Origin of the sequence: Pseudomonas sp. AO-1, from assembly GCF_019775695.1 — a bacterium.
Classification (GTDB): Bacteria; Pseudomonadota; Gammaproteobacteria; order Pseudomonadales; family Pseudomonadaceae; genus Aquipseudomonas; species Aquipseudomonas parakoreensis.
The window spans coordinates 1,155,253-1,177,416 of record NZ_CP079947.1; the positions used below are offsets into that span (position 1 = coordinate 1,155,253).

Annotated in this window: 21 protein-coding genes and 4 tRNA genes; 13 read left to right on the forward strand and 12 right to left on the reverse strand. The window is 59.9% G+C overall.

The annotated features are described in order from the left end of the window. Positions 1–54 precede the first annotated feature (54 nt). Complete coding sequence (locus KVQ82_RS05380; RefSeq protein WP_041065336.1) at positions 55–1,077, reverse strand: outer membrane protein assembly factor BamD; 1,023 nt, start codon at positions 1,075–1,077, stop codon at positions 55–57. A 151-nt stretch (positions 1,078–1,228) separates the two neighbouring features. Between KVQ82_RS05380 and rluD the strand changes: the two genes are divergently transcribed. From rluD to KVQ82_RS05420, 8 genes are all read left to right on the forward strand, one after another. Continuing rightward, on the forward strand, positions 1,229–2,191 hold the full coding sequence (rluD, locus tag KVQ82_RS05385) for a 23S rRNA pseudouridine(1911/1915/1917) synthase RluD (RefSeq protein ID WP_047296633.1): 963 nt from the start codon (positions 1,229–1,231) through the stop codon (positions 2,189–2,191). Then, complete coding sequence (gene pgeF, locus KVQ82_RS05390) at positions 2,188–2,910, forward strand: peptidoglycan editing factor PgeF (protein ID WP_222018308.1); 723 nt, start codon at positions 2,188–2,190, stop codon at positions 2,908–2,910. Before rluD ends, pgeF begins: the two co-directional genes overlap by 4 nt. Before the next feature lie 131 nt (positions 2,911–3,041). After that, a complete protein-coding gene (clpB, locus tag KVQ82_RS05395; RefSeq protein WP_007963856.1) occupies positions 3,042–5,606 on the forward strand; it encodes an ATP-dependent chaperone ClpB in 2,565 nt (854 codons plus the stop codon). Positions 5,607–5,901: 295 nt separating this feature from the next. Further along, a tRNA-Asn gene (locus KVQ82_RS05400) sits at positions 5,902–5,977 on the forward strand. A gap of 9 nt (positions 5,978–5,986) precedes the next feature. Continuing rightward, positions 5,987–6,063: transfer RNA gene (locus KVQ82_RS05405), tRNA-Pro, on the forward strand. A gap of 5 nt (positions 6,064–6,068) precedes the next feature. Continuing rightward, a tRNA-Lys gene (locus KVQ82_RS05410) sits at positions 6,069–6,144 on the forward strand. Between the two features lie 97 nt (positions 6,145–6,241). Further along, a tRNA-Pro gene (locus tag KVQ82_RS05415) sits at positions 6,242–6,318 on the forward strand. A gap of 161 nt (positions 6,319–6,479) precedes the next feature. Further along, positions 6,480–8,105, forward strand: a complete 1,626-nt coding sequence (locus KVQ82_RS05420) for a methyl-accepting chemotaxis protein (protein ID WP_222018310.1) — start codon at positions 6,480–6,482, stop codon at positions 8,103–8,105. 158 nt (positions 8,106–8,263) lie between these two features. Here the strand turns inward: KVQ82_RS05420 and KVQ82_RS05425 are convergent, their stop codons facing one another. From KVQ82_RS05425 to KVQ82_RS05440, 4 genes are all read right to left on the reverse strand, one after another. Next, on the reverse strand, positions 8,264–9,562 hold the full coding sequence (locus tag KVQ82_RS05425; RefSeq protein WP_222018312.1) for an NAD(P)/FAD-dependent oxidoreductase: 1,299 nt from the start codon (positions 9,560–9,562) through the stop codon (positions 8,264–8,266). Positions 9,563–9,625: 63 nt separating this feature from the next. Then, complete coding sequence (locus tag KVQ82_RS05430; protein ID WP_003228304.1) at positions 9,626–9,799, reverse strand: DUF3094 family protein; 174 nt, start codon at positions 9,797–9,799, stop codon at positions 9,626–9,628. A 51-nt stretch (positions 9,800–9,850) separates the two neighbouring features. Then, a complete protein-coding gene (locus KVQ82_RS05435; protein WP_095668292.1) occupies positions 9,851–10,378 on the reverse strand; it encodes an MOSC domain-containing protein in 528 nt (175 codons plus the stop codon). Beyond that, positions 10,375–11,001, reverse strand: a complete 627-nt coding sequence (locus KVQ82_RS05440) for a DUF1780 domain-containing protein (protein ID WP_003228301.1) — start codon at positions 10,999–11,001, stop codon at positions 10,375–10,377. Before KVQ82_RS05440 ends, KVQ82_RS05435 begins: the two co-directional genes overlap by 4 nt. Before the next feature lie 129 nt (positions 11,002–11,130). Here KVQ82_RS05440 and KVQ82_RS05445 point away from each other — a divergent pair, with 129 nt between their 5' ends. The 3 genes from KVQ82_RS05445 (at position 11,131) to KVQ82_RS05455 (ending at position 12,565) form a co-directional block, all read left to right on the forward strand. Beyond that, positions 11,131–11,598, forward strand: coding sequence for an FAD/FMN-containing dehydrogenase (locus tag KVQ82_RS05445; protein WP_222018314.1), 468 nt, complete (start codon positions 11,131–11,133; stop codon positions 11,596–11,598). After that, the gene (locus KVQ82_RS05450) at positions 11,595–12,284 is read left to right on the forward strand and encodes an energy-coupling factor ABC transporter permease (protein WP_222018316.1); all 690 of its coding nucleotides are present in this window, start codon (positions 11,595–11,597) and stop codon (positions 12,282–12,284) included. Before KVQ82_RS05445 ends, KVQ82_RS05450 begins: the two co-directional genes overlap by 4 nt. A 65-nt stretch (positions 12,285–12,349) precedes the next feature. After that, positions 12,350–12,565, forward strand: a complete 216-nt coding sequence (locus KVQ82_RS05455) for a hypothetical protein (RefSeq protein ID WP_222018318.1) — start codon at positions 12,350–12,352, stop codon at positions 12,563–12,565. Between the two features lie 6 nt (positions 12,566–12,571). Here KVQ82_RS05455 and yacG read toward each other — a convergent pair whose 3' ends face one another. Genes yacG through pilB form a run of 5 tightly spaced genes read right to left on the reverse strand, consistent with a single transcriptional unit; the run spans position 12,572 to position 17,183 of the window. Further along, entirely contained in the window at positions 12,572–12,772 is a 201-nt protein-coding gene (yacG, locus tag KVQ82_RS05460; protein WP_007963861.1) for a DNA gyrase inhibitor YacG, read from the reverse strand. Continuing rightward, positions 12,769–13,392, reverse strand: a complete 624-nt coding sequence (gene coaE / locus KVQ82_RS05465) for a dephospho-CoA kinase (RefSeq protein WP_095668294.1) — start codon at positions 13,390–13,392, stop codon at positions 12,769–12,771. Before coaE ends, yacG begins: the two co-directional genes overlap by 4 nt. Further along, positions 13,389–14,261, reverse strand: coding sequence for an A24 family peptidase (locus KVQ82_RS05470; RefSeq protein WP_222018320.1), 873 nt, complete (start codon positions 14,259–14,261; stop codon positions 13,389–13,391). The genes coaE and KVQ82_RS05470 overlap by 4 nt, the downstream gene beginning before the upstream one ends. A 1-nt stretch (position 14,262) precedes the next feature. Further along, complete coding sequence (locus KVQ82_RS05475) at positions 14,263–15,480, reverse strand: type II secretion system F family protein (protein ID WP_145598273.1); 1,218 nt, start codon at positions 15,478–15,480, stop codon at positions 14,263–14,265. Positions 15,481–15,482: 2 nt separating this feature from the next. Then, positions 15,483–17,183 (reverse strand): type IV-A pilus assembly ATPase PilB, encoded by a 1,701-nt coding sequence (gene pilB / locus KVQ82_RS05480; RefSeq protein WP_222018322.1) that lies wholly within the window; start codon positions 17,181–17,183, stop codon positions 15,483–15,485. Between the two features lie 228 nt (positions 17,184–17,411). Between pilB and KVQ82_RS05485 the strand changes: the two genes are divergently transcribed. Both KVQ82_RS05485 and KVQ82_RS05490 read left to right on the forward strand, forming a co-directional pair. Next, positions 17,412–17,852, forward strand: a complete 441-nt coding sequence (locus KVQ82_RS05485; protein ID WP_041065372.1) for a pilin — start codon at positions 17,412–17,414, stop codon at positions 17,850–17,852. A gap of 295 nt (positions 17,853–18,147) precedes the next feature. Further along, positions 18,148–18,504, forward strand: coding sequence for a BON domain-containing protein (locus tag KVQ82_RS05490; RefSeq protein WP_007963876.1), 357 nt, complete (start codon positions 18,148–18,150; stop codon positions 18,502–18,504). A gap of 234 nt (positions 18,505–18,738) precedes the next feature. Here KVQ82_RS05490 and KVQ82_RS05495 read toward each other — a convergent pair whose 3' ends face one another. Both KVQ82_RS05495 and KVQ82_RS05500 read right to left on the reverse strand, forming a co-directional pair. Then, complete coding sequence (locus KVQ82_RS05495; protein WP_041065375.1) at positions 18,739–19,035, reverse strand: DUF2845 domain-containing protein; 297 nt, start codon at positions 19,033–19,035, stop codon at positions 18,739–18,741. After that, a complete protein-coding gene (locus KVQ82_RS05500) occupies positions 19,035–21,983 on the reverse strand; it encodes a DUF748 domain-containing protein (RefSeq protein WP_222018324.1) in 2,949 nt (982 codons plus the stop codon). The genes KVQ82_RS05495 and KVQ82_RS05500 overlap by 1 nt, the downstream gene beginning before the upstream one ends. Between the last annotated feature and the right edge of the window lie 181 nt (positions 21,984–22,164).

Here is a 22,164-nt window from a genome sequence, read left to right on the forward strand (position 1 = left end):
GCCGCCACAAAAAAGGGAGATCCGCAGATCTCCCTTTTCATGTAACCGATGTGATCAGTCGAACACGCCGAAGGTCATGTAGCTGAACCACGAACGATCTTCGTTGTTGCCTTCGGCTTCATGACGCTCTTCCTCGATCACGTCGCCGTTTTCGTCTTTAGGCTTGAGCTCGTTCGGGATCGCGTCTTTCGCGTCCTGGAACTGCTTCTGCACGTCCTGGTTGGCGCGGGTTTCTCCCGGCGGCAGCGGTGGACGCGACTCGATCAGGCCCAAAGTCGCCTTGCTCAGGAACGAGCGGTTGTCGGCTTCGGCAACCGATGGCACGAACTGACCGTCCTGCAGGCTCGGGTGATTCGGGTAGTTGAGTTTCAGGGTTTCCAGACTGGTAGCGGCCAGTTCGTCCAGGTGCAGACGCTGGTAAGCCTCGGTCATCACCGCCAGGCCGTCGCCGACCGATGGAGTTTCCTGGAAGTTTTCCACTACATAACGGCCACGGTTGGCGGCAGCGACGTAGGCCTGACGGGTCAGGTAGTAGTCGGCTACGTGGATTTCGTAGGCGGCCAGCAGGTTGCGCAGGTAGATCATGCGCTGCTTGGCGTCCGGCGCGTAGCGGCTGTTCGGGTAGCGGCTGGTCAGTTGGGCGAACTCGTTGTACGAGTCGCGGGCAGCGCCAGGGTCACGCTTGGTCATGTCCAGCGGCAGGAAGCGCGCCAGCAGGCCGACGTCTTGGTCGAACGAGGTCAGGCCCTTGAGGTAATAGGCATAGTCCACGTTCGGGTGCTGTGGGTGCAAACGGATAAAACGTTCGGCGGCGGACTTGGCAGCTTCCGGCTCGGCGTTTTTATAGTTGGCATAAATCAGTTCAAGCTGTGCCTGATCCGCGTAGCGACCGAACGGATAACGCGACTCCAGAGCCTTCAGCTTGGCCGTGGCGCTGGTGTAGCTGTTGTTGTCCAGGTCGGTCTGAGCCTGCTGGTACAGCTCGGCTTCGCTCAGGTTTTCGTCGACGACTTCCTTCGATGAGCAAGCAGCGGTCAATGCGAGGATGGCGATCAGCAGCAGGTGTTTCACTTGCATGGCGGCTTGCGTCCCTATGACGGCCGCTGTCTTGGGCGGGGCCGTCCTGTTATGATGAGCGCCCCGTTGAAAAGCCTCGGGGCAAAAGACGCCGTATTTAACCACAAGCGCGCAGCCGAAACCAAAGGCTGTGCCGACGCCCAGTCAGAGCATGTCCGATAAAATTGAACTTCGCGCAGAGGTGCCGTCCGATTTGGGCGGCCAACGCCTCGATCAAGTCGCCGCCCAACTCTTCGCTGAGCACTCACGCTCGCGCCTTTCCGCCTGGATCAAAGAAGGTCGCCTGACTGTGGACGGGGCGGTCATCCGCCCGCGCGACATCGTGCATGGCGGTGCCGTCCTTGAGCTGACTGCCGAGCAGGAAGCCCAGGGCGAGTGGATCGCCCAGGACATCGAGCTCGACATCGTCTATGAAGACGACGACATCCTGGTGATCAACAAGCCTGCGGGCCTGGTGGTGCACCCGGCTGCCGGCCACGCCGATGGCACCTTGCTCAATGCCTTGCTGCACCACGTGCCGGACATCATCAATGTCCCGCGTGCCGGTATCGTGCATCGGCTGGACAAGGACACCACCGGTCTGATGGTGGTGGCCAAGACCATTCAGGCGCAGACCAAGCTCGTTGCCCAGCTGCAGAGCCGTAGCGTCAGCCGGATCTACGAGTGCATCGTGATCGGTGTGGTGACCGCCGGGGGCAAGATCAACGCCCCGATCGGTCGCCATGGTCAGCAGCGCCAGCGCATGGCCGTGATGGAGGGCGGCAAGCCGGCCGTCAGTCACTACCGCGTGCTGGAGCGTTTCCGGTCCCACACGCACGTGCGGGTCAAGCTGGAAACCGGCCGGACCCACCAGATCCGTGTGCACATGGCGCACATCAACTTCCCGTTGGTCGGCGACCCGGCGTACGGCGGGCGTTTCCGCATTCCGCCGGCGGCGAACCCGACCATGGTCGAATCACTCAAGCACTTCCCGCGTCAGGCACTGCACGCGCGCTTCCTTGAGCTGGATCATCCGACCACCGGTGAACGCATGAGCTGGGAATCGCCGTTGCCGGAAGATTTCGTCTGGCTGCTGACCTTGCTCAAGCAGGATCGCGAGGCCTTCGTCGGATGAACTGGCTGACGCCGGACTGGCCTGCGCCGGCCAGCGTCAGGGCCTGTGTCACCACCCGCGAGGGAGGTGTCAGCGAGGCGCCGTTCGACAGCCTCAATCTGGGCGATCATGTCGATGATCGCCCGGACGCAGTCGCCGAGAATCGTCGGCGTCTGACCGAACATTTCTCTATAAAGCCTGCCTGGTTGCAGCAAGTGCACGGCATTGTCGTGGCTCATGCTGATCCGGGCGTGGTGGCCACCGCCGATGCCAGTTGGACGGCAACTCCCGGGATTGCCTGCACGGCGATGACTGCCGATTGCCTGCCGGCATTGTTCTGCAACCGGGCCGGCACTCGCGTCGCGGCGGCCCATGCCGGTTGGCGCGGATTGGCGGCCGGCGTACTGGAAGCCACCCTCGATCATCTCGACACCGCTGCGGCGGACGTGCTGGTCTGGCTCGGTCCGGCCATCGGCCCGAAAGCCTTTGAAGTCGGCCCGGAAGTACGCGAAGTCTTCGTCAAGCAACTGCCGGAAGCAGCAGCCGCCTTCGTGCCCAGCCACAATGCTGGCAAGTTCATGGCTGACATCTATCTGCTGGCGCGCCTGCGTCTGGCGGCCAAAGGTGTCACGGCGGTTTATGGTGGCGGTTTCTGCACGGTGACCGATCCGCGCTTCTTTTCTTACCGCCGTACGTCGCGCACGGGGCGCTTTGCCTCCCTTGTCTGGCTCACCCGCTAAGCTTGTCTGATCTACATCAATCTCCCGACGCTTGAATCTCCCAGAATCGACCGCATCTACAGTGGTATCTGGCAGGTTTCTTTATTCAGGATGGTTTTTAGGTCCGACCTGCTCAAAAGGAAGGTGACCCCATGCGTATAGACCGTTTAACCAGCAAATTACAGTTGGCGTTGTCCGACGCCCAATCCCTGGCCGTTGGCCACGATCATCCGGCCATCGAGCCGGCGCACTTGATGCAAGCCATGCTTGAACAGCAGGGTGGTTCGATCAAACCCCTGCTCATGCAAGTGGGCTTCGACGTCAACAGCCTGCGCAAAGAGCTGACCAAAGAGCTCGATCAATTACCGAAAATCCAGAACCCGACCGGCGACGTCAACATGTCGCAGGATCTGGCGCGTCTGCTCAATCAGGCTGATCGTCTGGCCCAACAGAAGGGCGACCAGTTCATTTCCAGCGAGCTGGTGCTGCTCGCCGCGATGGACGAGAACAGCAAGCTCGGCAAACTGCTGCTCGGCCAGGGCGTGAGCAAGAAAGCCCTGGAGAACGCAATCAACAACCTGCGCGGTGGTGAGGCGGTGAATGACGCCAACCACGAAGAGTCGCGTCAGGCACTGGACAAGTACACCGTCGACCTGACCAAGCGCGCCGAAGACGGCAAGCTTGATCCGGTGATCGGCCGTGACGACGAAATCCGCCGCACCATTCAGGTGCTGCAACGTCGCACCAAGAACAACCCGGTGCTGATCGGTGAGCCTGGTGTGGGTAAGACCGCGATTGCCGAAGGTCTGGCCCAGCGCATCATCAACGGCGAAGTGCCGGACGGGCTCAAGGGCAAACGCCTGTTGTCGCTGGACATGGGCGCGCTGATTGCCGGTGCCAAGTATCGCGGTGAGTTCGAAGAACGCCTCAAAGCGCTGCTCAACGAACTGTCGAAGCAGGAAGGGCAGATCATTCTGTTCATCGACGAGCTGCACACCATGGTCGGCGCCGGTAAGGGCGAAGGCTCGATGGATGCCGGCAACATGCTCAAACCGGCATTGGCTCGCGGCGAGTTGCATTGCGTCGGCGCAACCACGCTCAACGAGTACCGCCAATATATAGAGAAGGATGCGGCCCTCGAACGGCGCTTCCAGAAAGTGCTGGTGGACGAGCCGAGCGAAGAAGACACCATCGCCATCCTGCGTGGCCTCAAGGAGCGTTATGAGGTTCACCATAAGGTGGCGATCACTGACGGTGCGATCATTGCGGCCGCCAAGCTCAGCCATCGCTACATCACTGATCGGCAGCTGCCGGACAAGGCCATCGACCTGATCGACGAGGCCGCCAGCCGCATCCGCATGGAGATCGATTCCAAGCCGGAAGTGCTCGATCGTCTGGAGCGTCGCTTGATTCAGCTCAAGGTTGAATCCCAGGCACTGAAGAAAGAAAGCGATGAAGCGGCGATGAAGCGCCTGGAAAAACTCCAGGAAGAAATTGTCCGCCTCGAACGTGAGTATTCGGATCTGGAAGAAATCTGGAACTCGGAAAAAGCCGAGGTACAGGGTTCGGCACAGATTCAGCAAAAGATCGAGCAATCGCGTCAGGAACTGGAAGCCGCGCGCCGTAAAGGCGACCTCAACCGCATGGCCGAATTGCAGTACGGGGTGATCCCGGATCTGGAGCGCAGCCTGCAAATGGTCGACCAGCACGGCAAGAGCGAGAACCAGTTGCTGCGCAGCAAGGTGACCGAAGAGGAAATCGCCGAAGTCGTTTCGAAGTGGACCGGTATTCCGGTGTCGAAAATGCTCGAAGGCGAGCGCGACAAGCTGATGAAGATGGAAAGCCTGTTGCACCAGCGCGTGATCGGTCAGGACGAAGCAGTGGTCGCGGTGGCCAACGCCGTACGGCGCTCGCGTGCCGGACTGGCGGATCCGAATCGTCCGAGCGGCTCGTTCATGTTCCTCGGCCCGACCGGTGTCGGTAAAACCGAGCTGTGCAAGGCGCTGGCCGAATTCCTCTTTGATACCGAAGAGGCGATGGTGCGGATCGACATGTCCGAATTCATGGAGAAACATTCCGTGGCGCGGCTGATCGGGGCACCACCAGGCTACGTGGGTTACGAGGAGGGCGGTTACCTGACCGAAGCGGTGCGCCGCAAGCCTTACTCGGTGATCCTGCTGGATGAGGTCGAGAAGGCGCACCCGGACGTGTTCAACATCCTGCTGCAAGTGCTGGAGGATGGACGCCTGACCGACAGCCACGGACGTACGGTGGATTTCCGTAATACCGTGATTGTCATGACCTCGAACCTCGGCTCGTCGCAGATCCAGGAACTGGTCGGTGATCGTGAGGCCCAGCGTGCAGCGGTGATGGACGCGCTGACGTCGCACTTCCGTCCCGAGTTCATCAACCGAGTCGACGAAGTGGTGATCTTCGAGCCATTGGCGCGGGATCAGATCGCGGGCATTACCGAGATCCAGCTGGGCCGTCTGCGCAGTCGTCTGGCCGAGCGCGAGCTGAAGCTGGAACTGAGCCCGGAAGCGATGGACAAGCTGATTGCCGTGGGTTACGACCCGGTGTATGGCGCACGTCCGCTCAAACGTGCGATCCAGCGCTGGATCGAAAACCCGTTGGCGCAGTTGATCCTGTCGGGGCATTTCCTGCCGGGCGACACGGCAACCGGCAAGGTCGTGAACGACGAAATCGTTTTCGACTGAGCGGTAAAGCCAATGAAATAAGGAAGGCCTCGCTTTGCGAGGCCTTTTTTTCGTTAGGCTGTTGAACTCTAAGGAAAAGGCTTGTAAAGTGCGCCCCGCAGTCAGTCACCCGCAGCATCTCAGCTCACTGAGCTGAAATCTGAAATAAGTTGCAAATCATTAACTTGAAAGCGATTTAGGGGGTTGACAGAGGTGTTCTAGGTTGTAGAATAGCGCGCCTCAGACACACGAACGCAGCGATGCGAACGACGTCTAAGAGCTGTAAGTTTCACCGTTGTAAATTGAAATATGTAGTTCCGTGATAGCTCAGTCGGTAGAGCAAATGACTGTTAATCATTGGGTCCCAGGTTCGAGTCCTGGTCACGGAGCCAATTTCAAGCCGGGGTATAGCGCAGTCCGGTAGCGCGCCTGCTTTGGGAGCAGGATGTCAGGAGTTCGAATCCCCTTACCCCGACCATTTTTGGGTCGTTAGCTCAGTTGGTAGAGCAGTTGGCTTTTAACCAATTGGTCGTAGGTTCGAATCCCACACGACCCACCATTTTTGAAACCAGGTAACACTGGGATCGAATCTTAAGATCAGAGGCCAAAAGCGCTGATCGAAGAAGGCGATCTTTGAAAGGTCGCCTTTTTTTTACCGGGGTATAGCGCAGTCCGGTAGCGCGCCTGCTTTGGGAGCAGGATGTCAGGAGTTCGAATCCCCTTACCCCGACCATATTAAAAATCCTCGTATCGAAAGATACGGGGATTTTTTTTGTCCTCGCGTCAGACAATTCCTTTCAAGTCATCGTACAACTTGCCGATAGCCCGCTAACGAGAGGGGCTGCCACTGTTCGCCCCTTCAATCTGGCCAATACAAGAATAAGGGCGTTCGTCATGTTGCTTCGTCAGTTGAATATTGCTCCACGTGCCGCGCTGGGTTTTGCCCTGATCGCGGTCCTGGTGGCGTTGCTCGGCGTATTTGCCTTGGGGCAGATGTCGAGCATCCGTGACAGTGAGGTCGCGGTCGAGAGCCAGTGGCTGCCGAGCATTCGCGGCGGTGACGAAATTCGCGAGCTGATGTTGCGGATCCGTACGATTTCCCTGCGCATGGCCCTTGATCAGGATCCGCAGAACATCGCGACTTACCGCAGCCAGATGGACACCCGCGACAGGGAACTGAGCGAGAAGATCGCCGCCTACGACAAACTGGTCACCACGCCGGAAGGCCAGCAGCTCTATGACCAGTTCAAAAAAACCTTCGCTGCCTATCGCACCGGCATTGCGCAATCCTTCATCCTGGCCGATCAAGGCCAGCGTAACGAACTGACCAAACTGTTGCTGATTGATATGAAGACCGTGGTTGATGGCTCCGGCAAGCAGCTCAATGACCTGGCGGATCTGTTCGCCAGACAGGTTGCCGCGGAAAGCCAGAAATCCGCTGACCACTACCGGACCTCGCGCACCATCGTCAGCCTCTTCATAGCGCTGGCGGCGCTGGCCACGGTGGCGCTGGCGATGTTGCTCACCCGCAGCATCGTCCGTCCGCTGAGCAGCGCCGTCAGCGCTGCCGAAAGTGTGGCTCGGGGCGACCTGACCCGGCTGATCGAAACCCCCGGTAACGATGAAGTCAGCCGCTTACTCAAGGCGCTGGCAACCATGCAGCAAAACCTGCGGGAAACGCTGCAAGGCATCAGCGGTTCGGCCACGCAATTGGCCACCGCTGCCGATGAGCTCAACGCGGTGACGCTCGACAGCACACAAGGCCTGCAGCAGCAGAACAACGAAATCGAACAGGCAGCGACGGCGGTCAATGAAATGACCACAGCCGTTGAAGAAGTCGCTCGCAATGCCGTGTCGACATCCGATGCCACCCGCCAATCCAGTGAGTCGGCGCAACTGGGGCAGGCGCGGGTCATTGATACCGCATCGGCCATCAATGCGCTGGCCAGCGACGTGCAGCACACCGGCGAGTTGGTGCAATCGCTGGCCAACCAGTCACAGGACATCGGCAAAGTGCTGGATGTGATCCGTGCCATTGCCGAGCAGACCAACCTGCTTGCGCTCAACGCCGCCATCGAGGCGGCCCGTGCAGGGGAAAGCGGACGAGGTTTTGCGGTGGTCGCCGACGAAGTGCGGGCGCTGGCCTATCGCACCCAGCAATCGACGCAGGAGATCGAGCAGATGGTGCAGGGCATGCGCAGTGGTTCAAGCCTGGCGCTGGACTCAATGCAGGCCAGCGCTGCACGGGCCACGGCCACACTGGCATTGGCCGAGCGCGCCGGGGAAGCGCTGGAAACCATCACCGCTTCGGTGCATGAGATCCATGAGCGTAATCTGGTGATCGCCAGTGCCGCCGAAGAGCAGGCGCAAGTTGCGCGGGAAGTGGATCGTAATCTGGTGAACATTCGCTACCTGTCGGTCCGTTCGGCGACGGGTGCCGATCAAACCCGTGCGTCGAGCCAAGAACTGTCGCAACTGGCCAACGCACTGCAAGGCATGGTGCGCCGCTTCCAGCTCTGATGAGCGGTGATCGATTGCAGGAGTGAGCCTGCTGATTTTGTGAGCTGCACAAAACAATATGGGAGCGTGGCTTGCCCGCGATAGCGGCGGATCAGTCGACATCATCGCCGACTGAGCGACCGCTACCGCTGGCAAGCCAGCTCCCACAAGTTTTGGTTTTAGTGCAGCTTCAGGCGTGGCTCGGTACCGCGACCGATCTTGCTGCCCAGCATCAGCATTGCCGTGCGGAACGGTCCGTACAGCGCCATCTGGTGCATGCGATACAGCGACACGTAGAACATCCGCGCCACCCAGCCTTCGAGCATCACGCTGCCGGTCAGGTTGCCCATCAAGTTACCCACAGCGGAAAAACGCGACAGCGAGATCAGCGAGCCGTAGTCGGTGTACTTGTACTCCGGCAGGGTTTTGCCCTCGATACGCAGCTTCAGCGACTTGGCCAGCAACGATGCCTGTTGGTGTGCGGCTTGTGCACGCGGCGGCACGTTGCGATCCGAACCCGGTTGCGGGCACGCGGCGCAGTCACCGAAGGCGAAAATGTTTTCGTCGCGGGTGGTCTGCAACGTCGGCAGCACTTGCAGCTGATTGATGCGGTTGGTTTCCAGGCCGTCGATGTCCTTGAGGAAACCCGGTGCGCGAATCCCGGCGGCCCAGACTTTCAAGCTGGCCTTGATCACATTGCCATCGGCGGTGATCAGGCTGTCGGCGGTCACTTCGCTGACCGCCGCATTGGTCATTACATTGACCCCGAGTTTCTCCAGGGTCTTGTGCACTGGGCCGCTGATGCGCTCCGGCAGGGCTGGCAGCACCCGCGGGCCGGCTTCGATCAGGGTGATGTGCATGTTCTCCGGTTTGATCCGGTCCAGACCATAAGCCGCCAGTTCATGCGCCGCGTTGTGCAGTTCTGCCGCCAGCTCGACACCCGTGGCGCCGGCACCGACGATGGCCACGCTGATCTGCTCGACCACATCGGTCTGTCCGGCATGCGCGCGCAGATAGTGGTTGAGCAGTTGCTGGTGGAAACGCTCGGCCTGTTTGCGGGTGTCGAGGAACAGGCAGTGCTGCGCCGCGCCCTGGGTGCCGAAATCGTTGGTGGTGCTGCCGACGCTGATCACCAGCGTGTCGTAAGGCACTTCACGCGCCGGTACCAGTTCCACGCCGTTCTCGTCGTAGGTGGCGGCCAGCTGGATTTTCTTCTGCGCCCGATCAAGCCCGCTCATGCGCCCCAGCTGGAACTCGAAGTGGTTCCATTTCGCCTGGGCAACATAGTTGAGTTCGTCTTCGGAAGAGTTCAGCGATCCGGCGGCCACTTCGTGCAGCAGGGGTTTCCAGATGTGCGTCAGGTTCGCGTCGACCAGCATCACGCTGGCCGTGCCGCGCTTGCCCAGAGTCTTACCCAGACGGGTAGCCAGCTCCAGACCGCCGGCGCCGCCGCCGACAATGACAATACGATGGGACATAGGGATAACTCGCAAGGTTTTTAAAGGAAATCGGTGCGGTTACCCGAGCGAGCGCCAGGCAGCTCATAGCGTCAGGTAACTGATAAGTCGGCTCAGCAAGCCCAGACCAATGGTCACTGCCAGCACCAGCACCAGGAGCATCCACGGCCGGAAAGGCCGGCGCTCGACACGGTGTTGGGACAACTGCAGGTACTCTTCGACATGCTTCTGGTCTTCGGGGTTCAGGCGGCTGGTCATAAAGGCCTCGTCAGGTAGACGTTGCTGAAGGTGGAGACGCTACAGCGGTTTTTATCCCGGGTTGAACGCAGCATAGCCACTGGCCGGAACCGGTTCGACAGAAACACCGTCGTCGAGGCGGATGATCCCGCTTTGTAACACCCGGGCGGTAATTCCGCCATGCCCGCGCACCGCTTGAAAGGTGCCGGGGCCGAGGTTGTTTTGCAGGCGCGCGCAGGGCTGACACCAGCCAGTGGTCTCGAATATTGCCTGACCAATGCGAAAGCGCCGACCCTTGAGACTAAACAGATTGATACCGCTGATGACCAGATTGCGCCGAAGGTCTTCAGGCTTGACCGGATGATCCTCTGACCGGCCCATCAACGCGCTGATCACGGCCAGGTGTTCGAACTGAATCAACGTCACCTGCCGCGCGTTGCGTACTCCCGGCCGGGCGTGATCGCCAGTCAGTCCGGCCTCCAGTCGTGCTTCCACCGCGTCGAGTTCGATCATCGGCCCGCGAGACTCGGGGCGCACGCCGATCCAGCGCACGCGCCCGGTCTGCGGGACGTCGGCAATCAACTGCTGCAGCGGCGTCACAGGCTGATCCCGACATCGAAGACGATGCTGCGACCGAGGTTGCTGCGCAGGAAATCCGGTGCATCAGGATGCGCGAACAGCACCCGGGCGAAGGTCGGCCCGACCAGCGACAGCGAGCGCCAGCCCTGACGCAGATACTCGGTGGGCGGTGGGAAGTGGCTGTTGAGGTCCAGCACCTCGCGCTTGAGACTGGCGAAGGCGATGATGTCCAGTTCGCCCAGATCCATGCCGCGTTCCTTGTAGTTGTGCGCTTTTTTGCGCAAGGTCGGCGCCAGCCGCAGCAAGAATTCATTGGCCGGAATCCGCCGTGGCTTGGCTTCACGGCGCACCAGTTGGCTGAGGGAAAATGCACTGCGCCGGCGTTGCAGTTCGTCGCGCCATTCATCGTTGAGTCGGCGGCCTTCGTCGAGTACGAAAAACACTTCGAAATTGGCATCGCGAAACAGCACATCCGGCGGCTCGCCAGCAGGGGCAAACTCATCGGCGCGGTAAGGAATGTTCAAGCCTTGCAGCAGGCGCTGGCAGACCCAACGCTCACGCTCCCATTTGCGGGCATTGGACAGGAACGCGTTGGCTTGCTCGGCCGCGATGGTCAGCAGGCGTAAATAATCTGAGTCATCCATAAGCCCAAGCTTAGCGTTCAATTGCGACAAGCTGAAAGCACCACGCGGCAATGTGTGTCAGTGGGCGGTTGCAATGGGCGGTGTAGACTGAGGAAAACCGTCCATTAATGCCAAATCGAGGGGATGAACGTGAAATTTCGCTGGCTGCTGGTGTTGGCTGTGATTCCGCTGTGGGCCCAGGCGCTTGAAATCGGTGAGCGGCTGGCGCCCTGGACGTTGCTGGATCAATACGATCAGCCCTTTACCCTCGATAACCGCACCACGACGCTGCTGGTGGCGCGCGACATGGACGGCGCCAAGCTGATCAAGCAGGCGTTGAAAGACCAGCCAAAAGGCTATCTGGAGGCGCGTCACGCAGTGTTCGTCGCTGACATCCAGCGCATGCCGGCGCTGATCGCGAAGATGTTCGCGGTTCCGGCGATGCGTGACTACAGCTATCGGGTCATGCTTGATCGTGAAGGCAGGGTGGCGTCGCGTTATCCCGGCGCCGAAGGCTCGGTGCTGTGGCTGCAACTCAAGGACGGCCGACTGCTCGAGCAGCGTGAATACACCGACGCGGCCCAACTGCACGAGGCACTGGAGAAGGCCCGCCCATGATCGGCGCCGAGTTGCTGTCATCGCAAAGCCTGACGGTCGGCTGGCTGATCTATCTGCCGGTGCTTATCTGGGCGATCTGTCGTGCGCCGTGGGTCGAGTTGTTCAGTGACAGTCGCCGTCAGCACCTGCTGTTCGGCACCGTGTTCGCCGTGTTTTTGCTGTGGATGGTGCGCAGGGATTTCGACACCGGGGTTTCTTATCACTTCATCGGCATGACCGCGGTGACACTTTTGCTGGACTGGCCGCTGGCGATTGTCGGCGGGCTGGTGGCGCAGATCGGGTTGGTGTTGCTCGGGCGTCAGGATCTGCTGGCGGTCGGGGTCAACGGTACGTTGCTGATCCTGTTGCCGGTGTTGATCACTGAGTGCGTGGCGATCATCGTCGAGCGTGCCCAGCCGCGAAATCCGTTCGTGTATATCTTCTGTTCCGGATTCTTTGCCGCGGCGTTGTCGGCCTTGTTGTGCCTGACGTTGAGCCTGAGCCTGCTATGGTACGACGGTCTGTTTGCCATGCCGGAATGGCTGGAAGACTTCATCGGCTACCTGTGGCTGCTGATTTTCCCCGAAGCCTTTATCAACGGCATGGTGATCAGCGCGCTGGTGGTGTTCAGTCCCGAGTGGCTGGAAACCTTCAACCGCACCCGCTACCTTTCGGCGCCCTGGAAGGACGACGATCCCAAGTCTTGATCCACATCAAACCCGCCACCCGCACGGCATTTCATGCTCGGCCAAATTCCTTCAGGAGCAGCGGCATGAGTGTTTACGAGTGGGCGAGGCAGGAAACGCGGCAGAATCTGGAGATGGCGCTGGAGGTCGGTTTCGATCCGGGCCTGAGTTTGCGCGCCTTGCTCAGCGCGGTGGTGCAACAGAGCAAGACGGTGCGCAACGCCGAAGACCTGGCCGACGAGTTGCGCTTTCTCGCGGAAAACCTCGACGACGATCAGGACTACGGCTTCATGCGGCCCTGATCGCGATCAGTGACGCGGGTCGAAATCGCCGGAGAACATTTCGTCTTCGGCATCCGGGGCGACCGGAATCTTGTGCTCTTCGGACGCCCAGGCGCCGAGGTCGATCAGCTTGCAGCGATCGGAGCAGAACGGGCGGAATTTGTTCTCTGGGGTGAATTCCACGGGGGCGCCGCAGGTTGGGCAGTCAACGGTTGGGATTGGGCTCATGCTTGGCCTCCGGATAAAGTCAGGTAAAAGTGATGCAGGCGCTCGACTTCGCTGTGCAGCCAGGCGAGGTCACGGTCGTTGACCACCACATCGTCGGCACGGCTCAGGCGGTCTTCGCGGCTCGACTGGGCCTTGAGGATCGCCTGGACCTGCTGCTCGCTGGTCTGGTCGCGCTGCAAGGTGCGTTCGATCTGCAATTGTTGCGGGGCGTCGATCACCAGAATGCGTTGGGTCATCGCGTATTGTCCGGATTCGATCAGCAGCGGTGACACCAGAATCGCATAAGGCGATTTTGCCAGCGCCAGATGGTGAGCGATTTCCTCGGCGATCAACGGATGCAGCAGGGCTTCGAGCCAGCGGCGTTCTTCCGGCACTTCAAAGATCAACTTGCGCAGGGCCGCACGGTCCAGCGTGCCATCGGCTTGCAGGACGCCGGGCCCGAAGTGTTCGGCAATCTTCGCCAGCGCCGGACGCCCCGGCTCGACCACCCAGCGCGCTGCGTGATCAGCGTCGACCACATGGATCCCGAGATCGATGAAGTGCTGGGCCGCAGCGCTTTTGCCGCTGCCGATGCCGCCGGTCAGGCCGAGAATCCAGGGTTTTTCCACAGGGGTATTCATTTCAAACCGACAAACTGCCAATAGAAGTCGGTTATTTGACCACCCCAGAGCAAGGCAATCCAGCCGGCAATTGCCAGATACGGGCCGAAGGGCATCGGCGTCGAGGTTTTCTGCTCACGCAGCCGCAGCAGAATCACCCCGACAATCGCCCCCACCAGCGACGACAGCAGAATCGTCAGCGGCAGAATCTGCCAGCCGCCCCAGGCCCCGAGCAGCGCCAGCAGCTTGAAATCGCCGTGGCCGATGCCGTCCTTGCCGGTCAGCAGCTTGAACAGCCAGAACACCGACCACAGCGCCATGTAGCCGGCCACCGCGCCCCACAGCGCGGCGTGTAGGGAGACGAACAGCCCGAAGCTGTTGACGATCAACCCCAGCCACAACAACGGCAACACCAGCACATCGGGCAGCAATTGATGTTCGGTGTCGATCAGGCTCATCGCCAGCAGCCCCCAGGTGAGGACGATCAACAGACCGGCCGGCCAGCCGAACCCCAGATGCCAGGCGACGAATGCCGAGAGCAGGCCGCAGGCCAGTTCGGTCAGGGGATAACGTTTGCTGATGGGGGCGGCACACGCCGAACAGCGTCCGCGCAGGAACAGGTAGCTGAGCAGTGGAATGTTCTCCCATGCCCGAATCCGGTGGCCGCAGTGCGGGCACTGGGAGTGCGGCAGCATCAGGTTGTAGGTCGGCAGCGGCGTTTCGCTCGGCAGGCCAAGGACGTCCTGCGCCTGCTGGCGCCAATCGCGCTCGAGCATTTTCGGCAGACGCCAGACCAGCACGTTGAGAAAACTGCCGACCACCAGCCCCAGCAGCAGGGCGGCGAGTACGAAGGCCAGCGGATACAGACTGAAGAGTTCGTCGATAGGCATGTCAGATCGCTGAGCCGAGTTGGAAAATCGGCAGGTACATGGCCACGACCAGCCCGCCGACGATGACCCCGAGCACCACCATGATGAACGGCTCCATCAGGCTGGTGAGGTTGTCGACCATGTTATCCACTTCGTCCTCATAAAAACCGGCGACCTTGTCGAGCATGTCATCCAGCGCGCCCGACTCCTCACCGATCGCGGTCATCTGTACCGCCATGTTCGGGAACACTCCGGTGCTGCGCATCGAGAAATTCAGCTGCATGCCGGTGGCGACGTCCTGGCGGATACGCAGCACTGCACGTTTGAACACCACGTTGCCGGTAGCGCCGGCCACCGAATCCAGTGCCTCCACCAGCGGTACGCCAGCGGCGAAGGTGGTCGACAAGGTGCGGGCGAATCGCGCCACCGCCGATTTGTACATCAGCGTGCCCACCAGCGGCAGCTTCAGCAGCCAGGTGTCCTTGCGGTCGCGCAATGCCTGGGATGTCTTCAGCGCATGACGGACGCCGAACACTGCTGCAATCAGGGCGCCGAGCACCGCCCACCACCATTGCTGCATGAACTCGGAGATGCTGATCACCATCAGCGTGAAGGCCGGCAGTTCAGCGCCAAAACCGGAAAATACCGCCTGAAACTGCGGCACCACTTTCACCAGCAAAATCCCCGTGACCACCATCGCCACCAGCACCACGGCTGTGGGGTAAGTCATGGCTTTCTTGATCTTGGCCTTGAGCGCTTCGCTTTTTTCCTTATAGGTTGCGACCCGTTCGAGCAACGTATCGAGTGCACCGGATTGCTCGCCGGCATCCACCAGGTTGCAATACAGCTCATCGAAATACTGCGGCTTCTTGCGCAGGGCGGCGGCGAAGCTGTTGCCGGCCGCCACCTCTTGCTTCACTTCGTCCACCAGTTTGCGCATCGCCGGGTTGTCGAAGCCTTCGCCAATGATGTCGAACGACTGCAACAACGGCACGCCAGCCTTCATCATGGTTGCCATCTGCCGGGTGAAGAGGGCGATGTCCTGGGCCTTGATGCGTTTGCCGAGGCTGAGCAAGGACGTTGATTTCTTCCGTACCTTGCCCGGGTTGATGCCTTGTTTGCGCAGCTGGGCCTTGATCAGCGCGGGGTTCTGCCCGCTCAACTCGCCCGTGACTTTGCTGCCTTTGCGATCCGTGCCTTCCCAGGCGTAGATGCTGATTTTCGCTGCCTTGACCGCCATGTTCAGTCCTTGGTGACCCGGTTGATTTCTTCCAGGCTGGTGATGCCTTGCATGGCCTTGTGCAGGCCCGAGGTGCGCAGATCGTCGAAGCCGTCGCGACGCATCTGGCTGTCGATTTCCAGCGAGTTGCCTTCGGCCATGATCAGTCGTTGCAGATCAGGGGTGTTTTTCACCACTTCGTAAATCCCCACGCGTCCCTTGTAGCCGCCGTTGCAGTGATCGCAACCGACCGGCTCGTAGATCGTGAAATTGCCGATCTGTTCCGGCGGGAAACCTTCCTTGATCAGCGTTTCGCGGGGGATTTCGATCGGTTTCTTGCAGTGGTTGCACAGCTTGCGCGCCAGGCGCTGGGCGATGATCAGGCTTACCGAGGTGGCGATGTTGAACCCGGGAATGCCCATGTTGTGCAGGCGGGTCAGGGTTTCGGCGGCGCTGTTGGTGTGCAGCGTGGACAGCACCAGGTGGCCGGTCTGTGCAGCCTTGATCGCGATTTCGGCAGTTTCCAGGTCGCGGATCTCGCCGACCATGATCACGTCCGGGTCCTGCCGCAGAAACGAACGCAGGGCCTGGGCAAAATCCAGACCCTGTTTCGGATTGACGTTGACCTGGTTGATGCCTTCCATGTTGATTTCCACCGGGTCTTCGGCGGTGGAAATGTTGATGTCGACGGTATTGAGAATATTCAGGCCGGTGTACAGCGATACGGTTTTCCCCGAACCGGTCGGCCCGGTCACCAGAATCATGCCCTGCGGCTGCTTGAGCGCCGCCATGTACAGGTCTTTCTGCGCCGGCTCGTAACCCAATGCATCGATGCCGATCTGTGCGCTGGACGGGTCGAGGATCCGGATCACCACTTTTTCGCCCCACAGGGTCGGCAAAGTGTTGACCCGGAAGTCGATCGACTTGGTCTTCGACAGGCGCATCTTGATCCGCCCGTCCTGCGGTTTGCGCCGCTCCGAGATGTCGAGGCTGGCCATGACTTTCAGGCGTGCGGCGATTCGCCCGGCCAACTGGATCGGCGGTTTGGCCACCTCGCGCAGGATGCCGTCGGTGCGCACCCGCACCCGGAAGTTTTTCTCGTAGGGTTCGAAGTGCAGGTCGGAGGAGCCACTCTTGATCGCGTCGAGCAGCATCTTGTGCACGAAGCGCACGACCGGCGCGTCATCGGCGTCGAGCCCGCCGATGGCGTCCTGGCGGCTGTCGTCGACGGACTCGACATCCATGCCGTCGAGATCGACGTCGGCCATGTCCTCCAGACCGCTGGCGTGGGTGTCGAAGAATTTCTCGATGGCCTCTGTGAGCTTGTCGTCCTCCACCAGAATGGCTTCGGTGCTCAGCCCGGTGCTGAACTGAATGTCATTGATCGCCTGATGATTGCTCGGGTCGGAAATGCCCACGAACAGTTTGTTGCCACGGCGCCACAAGGGCAGGGCGTGGTGCTGGCGCACCAGTTTTTCACTGACCAGGCCTTTGGGCTGGGTTTCCTTGTCCAGGCAATTGAGGTCCATGAAGGCCATGCCGAAATGCTCCGACGCAATCTCGGCCACCTGTGAACTCTTCACCAGTTTGTTCTGTACCAAGTAGCTGACCAGCGACAGCCGATTGCGCTGCGCCTGTTGCCAGGCCTGCTGGGCGCTTTTTTCCGTAAGCAGTTCGGCCTGTACCAATTGCTTGGCCAGACCGCTCAGAGCGATGTCATTCATGGGGATTCCGGATGCTGACAGTTCATGACTTATAGCCTAGTCAAGTGACAGCGCCAAACACGCCCGGCACAGGTGACAAAAAGTGTCAGATAGTGCGGTTAGAGGTTGTAGGAAAGCGCGATATCGCGCGTTGATGCCCAGCGCACGGGGTCTGCAGGCGGTTGGCATGGCCTGTGCTGAGCCCTTTGCAGATCATGAGATTCCGACTCATGCATGGAGAGCCTGTCTATGAACAACCAAAAGGGTTTCACACTGATCGAGCTGCTGATCGTGGTGGCGATCATCGGCATTCTGGCGACTATCGCCCTGCCGCAATACTCGAAATACCAGGCCCGTTCGAAAGTGACAGCGGGTCTGGCAGAAATCAGCGCGCTCAAAGTGCCGTTTGAAGACACCATCAATCAAGGTACGGATCCGACGCTGACACTGGTGGCGGGCGGCGCTTCCGCGACCACGTCGAACTGCACACTGGCGGCCTCTGGGACGGCCTCGACCGGTGCCGGCACCATCACGTGCACACTGGTGAACGCACCGGGTCCGGTATTGGGTAAGACAATCACGCTCACCCGTTCAGGCGCTGCAACGGGCAGCACCTCTGGCGTGTGGACCTGCGCAACCACCGTCAACCCTGACTACTCGCCAAAAGGTTGCACTGCCAGTGGCACTTGATGCGAGGGCCTGAATGGCAAATGCCCCGATCTTCGGGGCATTTTCATTTCCAGAGCAGTAAAAAAAGCTTCAATAATTTCAGCCATTTAGGAACTTTCCAAAAAACCGCAACTTGCATGTCGATAATCCACGCGTCATGCAAATTGCATGATTTCGAAAATTTATCTAATTCATAGCTTATTGATTTATAACGATTTATTGTCTTTCGAAAAGTTGGCACAGCGTTCGCAATATACCCAGTAACCCTGCTGACAAGACAACCAGCAGACTTTCCAGAAAAACAGGAGTTACTCGTATGAAGAAGTTCGCTATCACTGCCGCTGCTGCTACCGCGCTGACCCTGACCATGGCTTCCGGTGCTTTCGCACAATCCACCCAGGCTACTCAGGCTCCAATGACTCTGGCTGCTGGTGAAATGACCAAGGCTAAAGAAGCTACTTCCGATACCTGGATCACGACCAAAGTCAAAAGCGACCTGGTAACCGAAAAAGGCATTCCTGGTACCGACATCAAAGTCGAAACCAACAAAGGTGTGGTTTCCCTGTCTTCTGACGTCGCTGTCACCGAAGCTCAGAAAACCACCGCTGTGAACATCACCAAGAAAATCAAAGGCGTCAAAGCGGTCTCCGCTGACGGCCTGAAAGCCGAGTAAGGCATGACTTCTCGCCTGGACCGGGAGAAGACGCGACAGACGGGCCGAGCAATACGTCTGCCGCAACTTTAGAGTTCATGCGAACGGTCACACGGATGTGACCATTACGGGCCCCGGCACTTGTGTCGGGGCCTGTTCTATTGGGTAGAAGCAAAAGATCGCAGCCTCCGGCAGCTTCTACAGTGGAATGCATTTCCCTGTAGGCGCTGCCGGAGGCTGCGATCTTTTGATCTTTCAGTTACCGCGCTTGCTGTTGATCTGCCGCAGGCGATTGCCTTCAAAGCGCAGGTATTGATACATGCCGTTGCTCGGGCCGTAGGTCCATTCCTCGACCTGAAATTCTTCGCGGCGGTTGGCGCTGCGCTTGTAGCCGAGGACATCGCGGCTGACCGGTTCGCCGCATTTCTGCAGCACTTCGCTGGCACGGTCGCCGAGACTGACCAGTTGGCTGCCACAGCGCAGCGTGTCGGAGGCCAGCGCAGGGCTGGCGGCGAGCAGCAGCGTCAAAGCCACCCGCCATTTGCGGTTCATCATTCGGCGTCCAGGTGCATTTGCGTCACGACCCGGCCATCGCTCTCGGCCTCGCCCAGATTGGCATCGATGAAGTACACCCGGTCATCGGCCAGTTGGCCCTTGTCGACGAGATAGTCCTTGATGCTGCTGGCGCGTTCCTGACCCAACTGCCGCAGCAGGACATCGCTGGAGCTCCAGAACTTGATCACGCCGTCACGCATTTTCGCCGTGCGTTCTTCCTTGCCCAGATCCTTCCATTCGGCCGGCGGCTGGGTTTTCAGACGCGTGCGGTAGATGCCTTCGAGCAACGGGCCTTTCTCGTTCTCCGGCACTTGCAGCAGGGAAGCCTGGGCTGGCACCTTGTCGCCACGGCGCTGGAGCATCTTGTAGTAGTTGTACTGGTATTCGCGTTCCAGACGCTGTTCGGCCAGCAGCGGACCGTCGCTGCTTTGCGCGGCGGTGCCTTCGATCTCCAGGCGCAGGGTCGGACGTTCCTTGAGCGCCTGGGACAGTTTGTCCAGCGCTGATTCGGCGTCTTTGCTCAGGTCGCTCGAACCTGGGGCAAAGGACACGGTGCCGAGGTCTTCAGAGCCGCCGCCACTGACCAGTCCGCCAATCAGCTTGAACGGCGCGGCAGCCGCTTTGACGATCAGATTGCGCAGGGTCTGCCAGACGATCGGCATTACGCTGAATTGCGGGTTGTTGAGGTCGCCGGTGACCGGCAATTCGATGGAAATCTTGCCATCGACGTCCTTGAGCAGGGCAATAGCCAGTTTCAACGGCAGGCTCACGGCATCCGGGCTGTCGACTTTCTCGCCGAGTTGCAGCTGCTCGACCACCACTTTGTTTTCAGCCTTCAACTGGCCCTTGGTGATCAGGTAGTGCAGGTCGAGATTGAGCCGACCCTTGCGGATGCGGTAGCCGGCGAATTTGCCGGAATACGGGGTGAGCGTGGTCAGTTCGACGCGTTTGAAACTGGTAGCGATATCGAGGCTGGCCATCGGGTCGAACGGATTGACCGCACCTTTGATGGTCACCGGCGCATAGCGGTCGACCTTGCCCTTGACGTCGACGCTGGCCGGTTTCGCCTGACGGCTGTCGATGGTGCCGATCTGGCCGTTGAGTTGCTGGATTGCCGTGGCGAAGTTAGGGGTCAGGCTGAAGTCGGCGAAGTTGGCCGAGCCGTCATTGATCGCGATACCGCCAATGTGAATGCCCAGCGGTTTCGAGTTACTGGCGGGTTTGGCTGCTGCCGTTTTCGCCCCGGAATCGGCAGGTTGCGGGATCAGCAAATCATCAATGTTGGTGGTGCGGTCATCGTTGATCATGAACCGCACATACGGCTGGAACAGGTTGACCTTGTCGATCGACACACTGTCACCGTGTTGATAGTTGATGCCTTCAACCACCACTTGCTGCCATTTGAGGAAGTCGCGGGTTTTCAGGGTGTCGAGGGTGTGCAGTTGATCGATCTGCGCGCGCCCGGTAACGCTGAGTGCCAGTGGCTCGGTGCTCTTGAGGTTGACCTTGAGGTCACTGCCGAGCATACCGCTGCGCAATTCCAGGCGAATGAACGGATTGATGTAGGACTGCGCGACACGCAGGTCGATGTCCTGGGTCTTCACGTTGAGCTGGGCGGTAACCGGTGCGAGGTTGACCACGCCGTCGGCGTTGATCTTGCCTTGTTTGCCCAGACCGCTGTCGAGCCTGACCTTGAAGGGCGAACCGTTGAGGCTGTCGAAATCCTGCAGGTCGATATTCAGCGGCGTCACATCCAGCGCTACCGGCGGGTTGGCCGAACGGTCTGCGAGATGCACGGTGTAGTTGCGCAGCTGCACATCCTTGAGCAGCACCTGCCAGGGCTTGCTCGGCGCGGCCGGCGCTTTAGGCGAGTCGGCGGCGGCCGGAGTGGTCTTGGGTTCGGCGGCGGCCTTGGCGGCAGGCTTCGAGGGTTGGCTGGCGAACAGTTTCTGCCAGTCGAGCTGGCCGTCGGCTTCGAGCGCGGCCCAGGTTTCCAGTTTGTTGCTGCGGATCTTGCCGACCACTACCTGCTGTTTGGCCAGGTCCAGCGAGGTCTCGCTGACATCAAGGCGTTCGAGTCTGGCCAGCGGACGTCCGTCCGGCGCCTTGATTGCGAACGGCGCGATATTCACCGCGACGTTGTTCAGCAGCAGTTCGGTTTCTTTCGACAGATTCAGTTTGTACTCGGTGCTGAGGTTGATCACACCGTCTTCGAGCACCAGCGGCAGCGCATCACGCACATAGGGCCAGAAGGATTTCATCTTGCCGTCGGTGACTTTCAAGGTGCCTTCAGAGGTGAACGGGATCAGGCTGAAGTTGCCCTTCCAGTCGATCTGCCCACCGGCCGGGCCGGCAGCCACCAGGGTCATGTCGGCATTGTCTTCGGGCAGGGTGCTGAGGTTTTTCAGTTCGAAGTCGAGTTTGTCGTAAAGGAACTCGATGGGCTCGCTCGGCCGCGCGTCCTCGAAATGCACGTTGCCGCCGGCCAGCTGGATGCGGTCGATGCGCAGCGGGAACGGTTTGGCATTCGGGTCGGCCGGGGTCGGCTCGCTGGCGGGAATCTTGAACAGACCGAGCAGATTGAGCTGGCCGTCCTTGGCGAAGAGAATTTCGGTCTTGGGCTTGTCCAGCTCGATATCGGCCAGGTGCAGTGCTTTGGTCCACAGGCTGTCGAGTTGCAGGTTGGCGTACAGCCGCTCGAAGCCGACCTGCTCCTTGCCCGGCTCACCGACGACCAGGCCCCACAGGGTGACTTCAAGGCTGAACGGATTGAGCTCGATGCGTTGGATGTGCGCAGGCACCGTGGCGTAGTTCGCCAATTGCTGGTTGGCAATGCGCAGGGCGACGCCCGGCAAAATCAGAAACCCCAGCAGGCTGTAGAGGGCCAGAGCAGTCAACAAGGCGCCAATCGCGCGGATCAATCCTTTGGGCATGTGCGGCTTCATCTGTCTGAATCGGAGTGCCTTGGAGTATGGCACGCGATTCTGGTTCCGAAGTACATCGTGGGGGACAGGATTGTTCAGATTTGTCTGCAATCCATGTAGGAGCTGCCGCAGGCTGCGATCTTTTGCTCTTGATTTTCAGCATCAAGGTCAAAAGATCGCAGCCTGCGGCAGCTCCTACAGG